The organism is Aquamicrobium defluvii, from assembly GCF_004363725.1.
Classification (GTDB): Bacteria; Pseudomonadota; Alphaproteobacteria; order Rhizobiales; family Rhizobiaceae; genus Mesorhizobium; species Mesorhizobium defluvii.
This window is the reverse complement of record NZ_SNZF01000008.1, coordinates 22,771-35,732: the sequence shown is the minus strand read 5'-3', so window position 1 is coordinate 35,732 and position 12,962 is coordinate 22,771. Positions and strand designations below refer to the sequence as shown.

Annotated in this window: 11 protein-coding genes; 8 read left to right on the top strand and 3 right to left on the bottom strand. The window is 62.3% G+C overall.

Translation table 11 applies throughout. The features are described 5' to 3' along the window. Positions 1-175: 175 nt before the first annotated feature. Positions 176-1,678, top strand: coding sequence for an IMP dehydrogenase (guaB, locus tag DES43_RS07850; protein ID WP_035028622.1), 1,503 nt, complete (start codon positions 176-178; stop codon positions 1,676-1,678). A gap of 42 nt (positions 1,679-1,720) precedes the next feature. After that, entirely contained in the window at positions 1,721-2,143 is a 423-nt protein-coding gene (locus tag DES43_RS07845; protein WP_035028619.1) for an MAPEG family protein, read from the top strand. Between the two features lie 6 nt (positions 2,144-2,149). Here DES43_RS07845 and rnd read toward each other — a convergent pair whose 3' ends face one another. Beyond that, a complete protein-coding gene (rnd, locus tag DES43_RS07840; protein WP_035028616.1) occupies positions 2,150-3,307 on the bottom strand; it encodes a ribonuclease D in 1,158 nt (385 codons plus the stop codon). 187 nt (positions 3,308-3,494) lie between these two features. Here rnd and aspS point away from each other — a divergent pair, with 187 nt between their 5' ends. Beyond that, entirely contained in the window at positions 3,495-5,285 is a 1,791-nt protein-coding gene (aspS, locus tag DES43_RS07835; RefSeq protein WP_035028613.1) for an aspartate--tRNA ligase, read from the top strand. Between the two features lie 54 nt (positions 5,286-5,339). Here aspS and hspQ read toward each other — a convergent pair whose 3' ends face one another. Together hspQ and DES43_RS07825 are read right to left on the bottom strand one after the other, a co-directional pair. Further along, entirely contained in the window at positions 5,340-5,663 is a 324-nt protein-coding gene (gene hspQ, locus DES43_RS07830) for a heat shock protein HspQ (RefSeq protein ID WP_035028835.1), read from the bottom strand. Positions 5,664-5,911: 248 nt separating this feature from the next. Then, positions 5,912-7,153 carry a UbiH/UbiF family hydroxylase gene (locus tag DES43_RS07825; RefSeq protein ID WP_035028833.1) on the bottom strand — a complete coding sequence of 414 codons (1,242 nt, stop codon included), beginning with the start codon at positions 7,151-7,153 and terminating at the stop codon, positions 5,912-5,914. A 209-nt stretch (positions 7,154-7,362) separates the two neighbouring features. Here DES43_RS07825 and pcsA point away from each other — a divergent pair, with 209 nt between their 5' ends. The 5 genes from pcsA (at position 7,363) to DES43_RS07800 (ending at position 12,947) form a co-directional block, all read left to right on the top strand. Further along, positions 7,363-8,175 carry a phosphatidylcholine synthase gene (gene pcsA, locus DES43_RS07820; RefSeq protein ID WP_035028606.1) on the top strand — a complete coding sequence of 271 codons (813 nt, stop codon included), beginning with the start codon at positions 7,363-7,365 and terminating at the stop codon, positions 8,173-8,175. A 5-nt stretch (positions 8,176-8,180) separates the two neighbouring features. Further along, positions 8,181-9,158, top strand: coding sequence for a quinone oxidoreductase family protein (locus DES43_RS07815; protein ID WP_035028603.1), 978 nt, complete (start codon positions 8,181-8,183; stop codon positions 9,156-9,158). 116 nt (positions 9,159-9,274) lie between these two features. Beyond that, the gene (locus tag DES43_RS07810) at positions 9,275-10,867 is read left to right on the top strand and encodes an ABC transporter ATP-binding protein (protein ID WP_035028593.1); all 1,593 of its coding nucleotides are present in this window, start codon (positions 9,275-9,277) and stop codon (positions 10,865-10,867) included. Beyond that, positions 10,864-11,973 (top strand): ABC transporter permease, encoded by a 1,110-nt coding sequence (locus DES43_RS07805; protein ID WP_051520651.1) that lies wholly within the window; start codon positions 10,864-10,866, stop codon positions 11,971-11,973. The genes DES43_RS07810 and DES43_RS07805 overlap by 4 nt, the downstream gene beginning before the upstream one ends. Next, positions 11,973-12,947, top strand: coding sequence for an ABC transporter permease (locus DES43_RS07800; RefSeq protein ID WP_035028590.1), 975 nt, complete (start codon positions 11,973-11,975; stop codon positions 12,945-12,947). Before DES43_RS07805 ends, DES43_RS07800 begins: the two co-directional genes overlap by 1 nt. Positions 12,948-12,962: the final 15 nt, after the last annotated feature.

Below are 12,962 nucleotides of genomic sequence, written 5' to 3'. Positions count from 1 at the left end.
ATTTCACGTCACGTTTCCACGATCCGGCAGCACCGGAAACGAATCGCATGCGTCGCACCTACTTTTCATCGACCGGAAGACGTGTTACGAGCCACCGCCATTCCTGAAAGGGAAAAGACGACTCGGCGCGGGCCATTCGGGTTCCGTGCCCTTTCACGTATTCCGGGAACAGGCCATGGCAAAGATCATCGAAACGTCCACCGGCGCGTTGGCGCTAACCTTTGACGACGTGCTGCTGCAGCCGGGTCATTCAGAAGTGATGCCGGGCGAAGTCGACATTTCTACACGAATTGCCGGCGATATCGATCTGAATTTGCCTATCATTTCGGCCGCCATGGATACGGTGACGGAATCCCGCCTTGCGATTGCGATGGCGCAGGCTGGCGGCATCGGCGTCATCCATCGCAACCTGACACCGGTCGAGCAGGCCGAGCAGGTTCGGCAGGTCAAGAAGTTCGAGTCCGGCATGGTCATCAATCCGGTCACCATCGGCCCGGATGCCACGCTCGCCGATGCGCTGGCGCTGATGAGCGCCCATGGCATTTCCGGCATTCCCGTTGTGGAGAATGGCGGCACCGGAGGCCACACGGCTGGACGGCTGGTCGGCATTCTCACCAATCGCGACGTGCGCTTTGCTTCCGACCCCGCCCAGCGCGTCTATGAACTGATGACGCGCGAGAACCTCATTACCGTCAAGGAAAACGTCGATCACGATGAAGCCAAGCGGCTGCTTCACCAGAACCGCATCGAAAAGCTGGTCGTGACCGACGGCAAGGGCGTTTGCGTCGGGCTCATCACAGTGAAGGATATCGAGAAGTCGCAGCTTAATCCCAACGCATCGAAGGACGCGCAGGGCCGCCTTCGCGTCGCAGCAGCCACCAGCGTTGGCGAAGACGGTTTCGAGCGCGCCGAACGCCTGATCGATGCCGGGGTCGACCTTCTGGTCATCGACACCGCCCATGGCCATTCGCAACGCGTTCTGGACGCCGTGGCGCGCGCCAAGAAGCTCTCCAACGAAGTGCGCATCATGGCCGGCAACGTTGCCACTGCCGGCGGTACGCAGGCACTGATCGACGCAGGCGCGGATGCAGTGAAGGTGGGCATCGGGCCGGGCTCGATCTGCACCACCCGCATCGTGGCGGGCGTTGGTGTGCCGCAGCTTTCGGCCATCATGGCCGCCGTGGAAGTCGCGCAGAAGGCCGGGATATCGGTGATCGCCGATGGCGGCATCAAGTTTTCCGGCGATATGGCCAAGGCCCTGGCTGCCGGCGCATCCGCCGTCATGGTCGGCTCGCTGCTCGCCGGCACCGAGGAAAGCCCCGGCGAGGTCTATCTGCATCAGGGGCGCTCCTTCAAGGCATACCGCGGCATGGGCTCTGTCGGCGCAATGGCGCGCGGTTCGGCGGACCGCTACTTCCAGGCCGAGGTGCGCGATACGCTGAAGCTGGTGCCGGAAGGCATCGAGGGGCAGGTGCCCTACAAGGGGCCGGTTGCGGGCGTGCTGCATCAGCTCGCCGGCGGCCTCAAGGCTTCCATGGGTTACGTCGGCGGCCGCGATCTTGCCGAGTTCCGCGAACGCGCTACCTTCGTGCGCATCTCGAATGCCGGCTTGCGCGAAAGCCACGCCCACAATGTGACCATCACCCGTGAGAGCCCGAACTATCCGGGTGCGGTGTAAGGCACACAGCCGGTTGCGGACGGCGATCATGGAGGAGACCGCATGAACCCGACCGCAATCCTTTGGCCGATGGTGGCGCATTTCGTGCTTGTGATGGCGCTCTATGCGCTGCTCGGCCTGCGCCGCCGGCAGGCCATGGTGTCCGGGAAGGTTCGGCCGGACCAGTGGAAGCTGCGCTCGAACGGCGAGCCGGAAATCAGCGCTGCGGTATCGAACAACGTCATGAACCAGTTCGAGCTGCCGACGCTGTTCCATGCGGTATGCCTGGCACTCTGCGTTACGGCCGGCGTGTCATGGGTCTCCGTGGTTCTGGCATGGCTGTTCGTAGTGCTGCGCTATGTGCATGCTTTCGAGCATGTCACCCGCAACCGCCCGCCGTTTCGGGGCATGATTTTCGGCAGCGGGTTTCTGGTGCTCGTGCTGCTATGGGTCTGGTTCGCCCTGCATCTGGCCGGTCTCGCCTGACGGAAATCAGCCCTCGATCTCGAACAGCGCGATCCGGCGCTTCTCGAATTTGATGGCGATCTCGCCACGCACGAGGCGCAGCGCCTTCTCGCCATAGACGGCCCTGCGCCAGCCATGAAGCGCCGGCACGTCCGCCTGCTCGCCCTCCGCTGCGATTCGGTCGATATCGTCGCCCGATGCCAGCACCTTGGCGGCGACCCCTTCCTTTTCGGCCACGATGCGCAGCAGCACCTTCAGAAGTTCGGCCGCCGCATTCGATCCTTCGGGCGGCTGGTGCGGCCGGGGCAGCCTTGGCAGGTCGTCCTTGGGAATCGAGAGCGCATCGTTGATGGCCCCGAGCAGGGCGGCCGCGGTTGACGACCGCTCCCAACCCTTGGGGATGCTGCGCAGCCGTCCCAGCGCATCGGCGTCCTTCGGAGCCTGCTGGGCGATCTCGTAGATAGCATCATCCTTGATGATGCGCCCGCGCGGAACATCGCGTTCGCGCGCCTCGCGTTCGCGCCATGCGGCAACCGCTTTCAGGACCGCGAGTTCCTGCGGTTTGCGCACGCGCATCTTGAGGCGCTTCCAGGCGTCGTCGGGGTGCGGATCGTAGGTTTCGCGGGACGTCAGAACCTGCATTTCCTCGTTGAGCCAGTGGGCGCGCCCCTCGCGCTCCAGCTCGGCCGTCAGATGCTTGTAGACGTCGATGAGATGGGTGACGTCGGCCAGCGCATATTCGAGCTGGCGCCCGGACAGCGGCCGGTAGCGCCAGTCCGTGAAGCGCGACGACTTGTCGAGACGAACGCCGGTGACCTTCTGCACGAGCTGGTCATAGGAAACCGCGTCGCCGAAGCCGCAAACCATGGCGGCGACCTGCGTGTCGAAGATCGGGTGCGGCACCAGATTGCCCTGATGCACGATGATCTCGATGTCCTGCCTTGCGGCATGGAAAACCTTCACCACCTTCTCGTTGGCCATCAGCCGGAAGAACGGCGTGAGGTCCATGCCTGGCGCCAGCGGATCGACCAGCGCGGTGAAACCGGGAGCGGCCATCTGAATCAGGCACAGCACCGGCCAGAAGGTCGTTTCGCGAATGAACTCCGTGTCCACGGTCACGAAGTCCGATTGCTCGAGTCTTTCTATGGCGCTCTCGAGTTCGCCCTGTGTGGTAATGACGTTCATCAAATCGCTTTTCGGACCAAACCTGTTTCTCAATTCCAGCCGCTGCCGGGCGCGTCAAGCCCGGCGACGTCCGTCGCCGGGTCCTCTCGCCTTGACAAAAGAGCCTGCTCATGCGCTTTTCGCGCCAATTTTGAAGCCGGGCAAGTGCTTCGGTCCAATCGAACCAAGTTAAGCGGAAAATCAGGCGATGCATCGTTACCGCAGCCACACCTGCGCTCAGTTGAGAAAGGCCGATGTCGGCTCCACCATTCGTCTTTCGGGCTGGGTGCATCGCGTGCGCGATCACGGCGGCCTGCTGTTCATCGACCTGCGCGATCACTACGGCATCACACAGATCGTCGCCGATCCCGATTCGCCCGCTTTCAAGACGGCAGAGACGGTGCGCGGCGAGTGGGTGATCCGCGTGGACGGCGAAGTGAAGGCGCGCTCGGCCGATGCCGTGAACCCGAACCTCTCGACCGGCGAGATCGAGATTTTCGCGCACGAGATCGAGGTTCTGTCCGCAGCCAGGGAACTGCCGCTGCCGGTGTTCGGCGAACCGGACTATCCGGAAGACATCCGCCTCAAATACCGCTTCCTGGACCTGCGACGCGACACGCTGCACAGAAATATCGTCATGCGCACGAAGATCATCGCTGAGATGCGCAAGCGCATGGGCGAGGCGGGTTTCACCGAATATTCGACGCCGATCCTCACCGCTTCCTCGCCGGAGGGCGCGCGCGACTTCCTCGTGCCGTCGCGCATCCATCCGGGCACCTTCTACGCGCTGCCGCAGGCCCCGCAGCAGTACAAGCAGCTCATCATGGTTTCGGGCTTCGACCGCTACTTCCAGATCGCGCCCTGTTTCCGCGACGAGGACCCGCGCGCCGACCGCCTGCCGGGCGAATTCTACCAGCTCGACCTTGAGATGAGCTTCGTCGAGCAGGACGATGTGCTGGCGACCATGGAACCGGTGATGCGCTCCGTGTTCGAGGCTTTCGCCGACGCCAAGCCGGTGACGCAGGACTTCCCGCGCATCCCCTATGACGTGGCCATGCGCAAATACGGCTCCGACAAGCCGGACCTACGCAACCCCATCGAGATGCAGGACGTGTCCGGGCATTTCCGGGGCTCCGGCTTCAAGGTGTTCGCCAACATCCTCGCCAATGATCCGAAAGCCGAAGTCTGGGCCATTCCTGCAAAGACCGGCGGCTCCCGCGCATTCTGCGACCGCATGAATTCCTGGGCGCAGGGCGAGGGCCAGCCCGGCCTCGGCTACATCTTCTGGCGCAAGGAAGGCGACAGGCTCGAGGGCGCAGGCCCCATCGCCAAGAACATCGGCGAGGAGCGCACCGATGCCGTCCGTCAGCAACTCGGGCTGGAGGACGGCGACGCCGCTTTCTTCGTGGCCGGCGAACCGAAGAAGTTCGCCGCCTTCGCAGGTGCCGCGCGCACCCGTGCCGGCGAGGAACTGAACCTCGTCGACCGGGACCGTTTCGAACTGTGCTGGATCGTCGATTTCCCCTTCTACGAGTGGAACGAGGACGAGAAGAAGGTCGACTTCGCCCACAACCCGTTCTCCATGCCACAGGGGGGCATCGACGCGCTCAACAGTCAGGACCCGCTGAGCCTCAAGGCATATCAGTACGATATGGTCTGCAATGGCTTCGAGATCGCATCTGGCGGCATCCGCAACCATCTGCCCGAAACCATGGTCAAGGCTTTCGAGATCGTCGGGCTGGATCGCAACACGGTGGAGGAGCGTTTCGGCGGCCTCTACCGCGCCTTCCAGTATGGCGCGCCTCCGCATGGCGGCATGGCAGCCGGCATCGATCGCGTCATCATGCTGCTGGTCGGGGCGAAGAACCTGCGCGAAGTGACCATGTTCCCGATGAACCAGCAGGCCCAGGATCTGCTGATGAATGCCCCCGCGCCGGCGACGCCGCAGCAGCTTCGTGAACTGGCCCTGCGCGTTGCGCCGATGAAAAAGGAAGACTGAGCCGAAAGCTCGCCATGTCAAGGCCCCGCCGCTTCATAGAGCGGCGGGGCTTTTTCAATGACGGATCTGGTATTTGGGCTGGTAATGCCCGTCAGGCGTTTTCAGGAACAGCTCGCGGATTTGCGGATGCCGTACCGGCTCGCCTGAAACGTCTTCGAGCAGGTTCTGCTCGGAGACATACGCAATATATTCCGTATCCGAGTTTTCGGCCAGCAGGTGATAGAATGGCTGATCCTTGGATGGCCTTACTTCGGCGGGTATAGCCCGATACCACTCCTCGGAATTGGCGAATTGCGGATCGACATCGAAAATGATGCCGCGAAACGGAAACAGGCGGTGACGCACCACCTGTCCGATCGAGAATTTGGCTGTTTTTATGTTCCCGTTTTCCATGATCCCTATTTGGCTTATGGATCGGGGCAATTCAATCCTGTGCAGGCTCAGGGGCGGAATCTGTTGATTCCCCGGCCGGCGGCAGGGTGGACAAGCCCGGATCGGATGATACCTGTCCCAGCCTTTGGTTATCCGGCCGTTCTTCGCCGGTTTTGCCATTGCGCGCATCAGGCGCGAACCGCACGAAGCGCCGGGCTGGATAACGCATATTCGTTTTGCGTGTGGCGCCTGGTTTACGGAACGGCAGGTCCTCGCCGGACCTGCTCCCTTAACGAGCCGGCGATTGCGGAAAAGCCGCTGCCGGGCTGAAGTCCTTCGCGCATGAAGAAGGCGCGAACCGGGGCGAAGCGCCCGAGAAGCCCGAGCGCGGCGCTGCGTGCGATCTGGGCTGGCAGCATATCGGAAAGCAGCGACCGGTTGAGAAGGTTCACCGCGCCGGTTCGCGCCACAATGTCGGGCCGGCGCTTGAGATCGTAGGTAAGAAGGGCCTTCGGAGATCCTGGATCCGTACGATTTCGTGAAGCGACTTCAACGAGATCGACGATATCCCTGATGCCGAGGTTGAGCCCCTGGGCTCCTATGGGGGGAAACACATGAGCGGCTTCGCCTATCAGGGCGACGCGGTTGTGGGCGAAGCGCCACGGGGTCGAGGTCGAAAGCGGATAGATTTGCCGTCCCGGCTCGACTGTCACACGTCCGAGCATGGATTGCATGCGCCGCTCGATATGCAGGGACAAGGCGTCATCGTCGAGCGCCGCAAGTTCCTGAGCCGTTTCGGGACGCACGACGCAGACAAGGCTTGAGCGGCGTCCGGGCAGCGGAACCTGCGTGAACGGTCCGGTCTCGGCGTGGAACTCGGTCGACGTGAAATTGTGGTCGACCGTGTGGGCGAAATTCAACACAAGGGCGGCCTGGGGGAACGGGTGCGACGAAACGGAAATGCCTGCGGCCTCGCGCGCAGGTGACAGGCGTCCATCCGCCGCCACCGCCAGTTCTGCTTCCACGGCGCTGCCGTCCGCGAGATGAGCCACGGCCGCATCGGGTTGCAGATCCCAGCTTTCGACCAGCGTCTTCTTCCATTCGATGGCGGGAATGGCCGCGACTGCCTCGGCCAGCGTCGCAACCATGATGGCGTTCGGCATGTTGAGGCCGAATCTGTGTTCGCCGACCTCGCTGGCATGGAAAGTAACCGCAGGGCTGCGGATGAGCCGCGACGTCCCGTCGACGATGCGCATGACCTTGAGCGGTGCGGACTTGTGCGCGAGTGCTCTGAGCACCCCCACGCGGTCGAGCAGGGCAAGCGCCGGATTCATCAGCGCCGTGGTGCGTCCGTCCCGGATGTTAACGTCCGGACCAACGAGCGTTACGCCAAAGCCCGCATCGGCGAAGGCGAGCGCCGCGATCAAACCGGCCGGGCCGGTTCCCGCGACGAGGATTCTGGCTTCGGATCGGGCAGGGCCGGCGGACGTGGGCATATCGGAGCCTCCTTTGTCGATAAAGATATACGCCCCGCGGGCCATCTTCTTCAACGCGACCTTTCAGCCGTGAAGGAAAACCTTTGCAATTCATGCACGGCAGTCAAGAAATCCTGTGTGGCCTTTGATCTTGTCGCTGCTTGTGCATTGACCCCCGCCCACTGGTGGCCGATCAAGAGGGATTACAGATGCCCATGCAAGATGGACCGATGGCCGTGGAAAGCAAACCGACCGGCAGGAAGATCAGGGACAGGATTCCGAGACCGAGGAAAAAGGTGACCTGGCCACAGGCGCGGGCGTTTTCTGTTCACCTTCTGACTGCATCGGGCTCTTTTCTGGCTTTCGTCTCGCTTGTGGCAGCCAGCGAGGAGCGCTGGACCGCGATGTTCTGGTGGCTGGGGCTCGCCCTGTTCGTCGACGGCATAGACGGCCCCATCGCCCGCAAGCTGGAAGTGAAGGAAATCCTGCCCACCTGGTCCGGCGAACTGCTCGACAACATCATCGACTATGTCACCTATGTGCTGATTCCCGCCTTTGCGCTCTACCAGTTCGGCCTGATGGGCGAGAGGCTGTCATTCCTGTCGGCCGCGATCATCGTCGTTTCCAGCGCGATCTACTACGCGGACACCGGCATGAAGACGAAGGAGAATTTCTTCAAGGGATTCCCGGTGGTCTGGAACATGGTCGTATTCACCCTGTTTGTGGTCGGGCCCAGAGAGTGGGTGTCTTTCGGCGTCGTGGTCATTTGCGGGTTGCTGACCTTCGTGCCTGTCAATTTTCTCCATCCCGTGCGGGTGAAGCGCCTGCGTCCGGTCAATCTGACGGTCACGCTTCTATGGTGCGCTTTCGGCATACTGGCGCTGGCCGAATCCGCGCTGGCCGAGTTTTACAGCCAGATCGGCATTCTGGCGGAAAATGTCAGCCAGTTCACCAAGGCGGGAATTTCGGTGACGGGACTCTACCTGTTCTGCATTGGGGGAATCATGCAGTTTTTCCCGAAGCTCGGTGCAAAAAGGACCTGAACCATATGTCGAAGGCGATCCGCATCCACACCCATGGCGGCCCGGAAGTCCTCGTCCCTGAGGAGGCGGATGCCGGCAAACCGGGGCGCGGCGAAATTCTTGTCAGGCACACCGCCATTGGCGTGAATTTCATAGATGTCTATCATCGCACGGGCCTCTACCCGGCCCCGAATGGCTTTCCTTTCACGCCCGGCGGCGAGGCCGCAGGCGTTGTGCTGGAAGTCGGAGAGGGGGTGGATTGGCTCAGGCCCGGTGATCGCATCGCCTATGTGGTGCGCCTCGGTGCGTATGCCGAGCAAAGGGTGGTGCCGGCCGATCAGGTCGTGCCGATCCCCGACGGGATAACCGATGAGCAGGCCGCCGGCATGATGCTGAAGGGCATGACGGTGGAATATCTCCTGCGTCGCACCTTCAGGGTTAAACCTGGCGACACGGTGCTCTATCATGCCGCTGCCGGTGGCGTTGGCCTCATCTTCGGCCAGTGGGCGAACCATCTCGGCGCCACGGTCATCGGAACAGCAGGCTCGCCGGAGAAAGCGGAACTCGCCCGCGCGCATGGTTTCCATCACGTCATCGACTATCGCCGGCAGGATTTCGTGGGCGAGGTTATGCGGATAACCGAGGGCAGAAAATGCGATGCGGTCTATGATTCCGTCGGCAAGGATACTTTCGCCGGATCTCTGGATTGTCTGAAACGGCTCGGCACATTCATATCCTTCGGCCAGTCATCGGGCCCGATACCGCCTTTCGATATCGGGATTCTCGCGCAGAAAGGTTCCCTTTACGCGACGCGGCCAACGCTGTTTTCCTACAATGTGACACGCGGGGAACTGGAGGAATCGGCAAGGGCACTCTTCGACGTGGTGTTGTCCGGCGCCGTGCGCATCAGGATCAATCAGCGCTATGCGCTGGCGGACGCTGCGCAGGCCCATGCCGACCTCGAAGCCCGCAGAACCACCGGAACGACGATACTGCTCCCGTAGCAGGACGTCGAATGCCACTGAATTTCTTGAAGGTCTTTCAATAGAACTATCAGTTTGCGCGAAACTGCAGCCGTGCCTACCATGCCTGCGGGAACACAGAACATATCTGGCAACAGATGGGAGGCACTGTGAATTTACATGAAGGCGCTGCGAACCTGCTGGAGGTTCGCGGCCTGACCAAGATATTCGGCTCTCTCAAAGCTTGCGACAGCATCGACCTTGGCATTGCCAGAGGTGAGATACATGCCCTGCTGGGAGAAAACGGCGCCGGAAAATCCACGCTGGTCAAAATGCTTTTCGGCTCGCTCGAACCGCATTCAGGCGAAATCCTCTGGAACGGCCAGCCGGTGCGCATCACCAGTCCGGGAATTGCCAAGAAACTCGGCATCGGTATGGTGTTTCAGCATTTTTCGCTGTTCGAGGCGCTGACCGCCGCCGAAAATATAGCGCTTTCCCTCAATGACGGCGCGCCGATCAGCACGATCGCCGCGAAGGCGCGGGCGCTTTCCTACAGCTACGGTCTGCCGCTCGATCCGGATGCGCTGGTTGGCGACCTTTCGGTCGGCGAGCGCCAGCGCATCGAGATCATTCGCTGCCTGTTGCAGACGCCGGATCTCATCATCCTCGATGAACCGACATCGGTGCTGACCCCACAGGAGGCCGACAAGCTGTTCGAGACGCTCGAACGGTTGCGCTCCGAGGGCAAGTCGATCCTCTACATTTCGCATCGCCTCGAGGAGGTGAAGCGCATGTGCGACCGCGCCACCGTGCTGCGTCACGGCAAGGTCGTCGGTCATTGCAATCCGCGCGAGGAAACGGCGTCTTCCCTTGCCCGCATGATGGTGGGCAGCGAGGTTCGCGCCGTGGAGCGCCCGCCGGCCGAAGGCATGGACAAGGCCGAATCTTTGCTTGAGATCGTCAATCTCAACCGCAAGCCGGCAACGCCTTTCTCCATCCCATTGAGGAACATCAATCTTTCGGTGCGAGCCGGCGAGGTTGTCGGCATCGCCGGCGTGGCCGGAAACGGGCAGGGCGAGTTTTTCGAGGCCGTGTCCGGCGAGGTCCTGCAACAGGACAAGGCATCGGTGCGCATCCGTGGCCGGCAGGTCGGCGGGCTCGACATCACCGGCCGCCGGCTCCTGGGCGCAGCCTTCGTTCCGGAGGAGCGCCTCGGACATGGGGCCGCCCCGCGCATGAAGCTGTCGGAAAACCTGCTGCTGTCGCGGCATGCGACGGATGGCAAGGCGTTCGTCGGCACTGCCGGCATGATCGACGGCAAGGCGATCTACAGTGCCGCTCAGCGCATCATCGAGGTGATGGACGTGCGCAAGAGCGCGCCCGACCCGGAAGCCGCTTCCCTGTCGGGCGGCAACCTCCAGAAATTCATCGTCGGCCGCGAGCTTGACCGCAAGCCGTCGGTGATGGTCGTCAACCAGCCGACATGGGGTGTCGATGCCGGTGCCGCTGCCCATATCCGGCAGGCCCTGATCGAACTCGCCCGTAACGGCTCGGCCGTTCTTGTCATCAGCCAGGACCTCGATGAGCTGTTCGAAATTTCGGATTCCATTGCGGTCATGCACAATGGCGAACTGTCGGCGAGGATTCCGATTGCCGAGGCGACCTATGAGAAAATCGGCTTGCTGATGGGTGGCGCCGAACCCGGCCATGCCGCAACGGCGCATGATGCCGAACCGGCGGAGGTCGCATGATGCGAATCGAGCTCGTCAAACGCCCTCAGCGCTCGGCGCTGTTTTCGATGCTGTCGCCGTTCATCGCCTTTGCACTGACCCTGATCGCGGGAGCGATCATGTTCGCAATGCTGGGCGTCAATCCGGCCAAAGCGCTTTACGCCTATTTCATCTCGCCGCTTACCGAAGTCTGGCAACTGCATGAACTGGCGATCAAGGCGGCCCCCCTGATCATGATCGCCGTGGGGCTGTCAGTGTGCTTCCGCGCCAACATCTGGAATATCGGCGCGGAGGGGCAGTTCACCATCGGGGCAATCGCCGGGTCGCTTCTTCCAGTGCTTTATCCCGACCTTCAGGGAGCCTATCTCCTGCCGCTGATGCTGTTGATGGGCATGATCGGCGGGGCGGCCTATGCCAGCGTGCCGGCTCTGCTGAAAGCGCGCTTCAACACCAACGAAATCCTGACCAGCCTGATGCTCGTCTATGTCTCCCAGCTCTTCCTCGACTGGGTGGTGCGCGGGCCCTGGCGGGACCCGATGGGGTACAATTTCCCGCAGACCGTGCAGTTCAGCAGCGCCGCGCGCCTGCCGGAACTGCTCGATTCAGGGCGCGCCAATCTGGGCTTCATCTTCTCCATCGTCGCGGCGGTACTGGTCTGGCTGATGATGAGCCGCATGCTCAAGGGCTTCGAGGTCCGCGTTCTCGGATCGAGCCCGAGGGCAGGGCGCTTCGCCGGTTTCAGCATCAGACGCATGGCGTTCTTCGCCTTCATGCTGTCGGGGGCTCTGGCCGGGTTAGCCGGCATTTCGGAAGTCTCCGGTGCGATCGGCCGGCTCCAGCCCGTCATTTCGCCCGGTTACGGCTTTGCCGCGATCATCGTCGCGTTCCTCGGCCGGCTCAATCCGCTCGGCATCATCGCAGCCGGGCTGGTGCTGGGCCTTACCTATCTGGGGGGCGAGGCTGCGCAGTCGTCGCTTGGCGTGTCGGACAAGCTGGCGCGCGTATTCCAGGGCATGTTGCTGTTCTTCGTACTGGGTTGCGACACGCTCATCCACTACCGCATCCGCTTCGTGGGCCGGAAAGCTCCCGCCCCGGAGATGGTTCCCGCTCAGGAAGGAGCGCACTGATGGACATCTGGGTCAGCATCCTTCTCACCATCGCCACGGCCGCGACGCCCCTGCTGATCGCGGCCATCGGTGAACTTGTGGCGGAACGTGCGGGCGTCCTCAACCTCGGCGTCGAGGGCATGATGATCATGGGTGCGGTCGGCGGTTTCGGCGCCGGTTATCTCACCGGCTCGCCATGGATCGGCGTGCTTGCGGCGATAGTCATCGGCGTCCTGTTCTCGCTGCTGTTTGCCTTCATGACCTTGACGCTCGCAACCAATCAGGTGGCGACCGGGCTGTCGCTGACCATTCTTGGCCTTGGCCTGTCGGGCATGCTCGGCACCAGCTTCGTCGGCCTGCCGGGCCAGCGCCTGCCCAATCTAGACATTCCCGGCCTGACTTCGCTTCCCGTGGTTGGCCGTCTGCTGTTCGGTCAGGACCCGATATTCTACCTGTCGATAGCTCTGGTCATTGCCGTGACCTGGTTTCTGTTCAGGAGCCGTACGGGCCTGACCATGCGCGCCATCGGCGACAGCCATACCTCCGCGCATGCCCTCGGTATCAGCGTCATCGGCTATCGCTATCTGGCGGTGATGTTCGGCGGGGCCTGCGCGGGTCTCGCCGGGGCGCATCTGTCGCTGGTGTATACGCCGCAGTGGGTGGAGAATATGAGTGCGGGCCGGGGCTGGATCGCGCTCGCCCTGGTGGTGTTTGCCTCGTGGCGGCCATGGCGGGTGCTGGCCGGCGCCTACATCTTCGGGGCGATCTGGATCGGCCAGTTGCATGTGCAGGCAATCGACCTGTCGAGCTTCGCCAGCTCGTCATGGTTCATCTACCAGCCGATTGCCCTCATCAAGTCGCTGCCGTCGCAGTTCCTGTCATCGCTGCCTTACCTCGCAACCATCGTGGTGCTTGTATTGATTTCCCGCAACAAGCGGCTAACGATGATGAACACGCCAGCTTCGCTGGCCCAGCCTTTCGTGCCGGAAAGATAACAATAACGGCAAGAT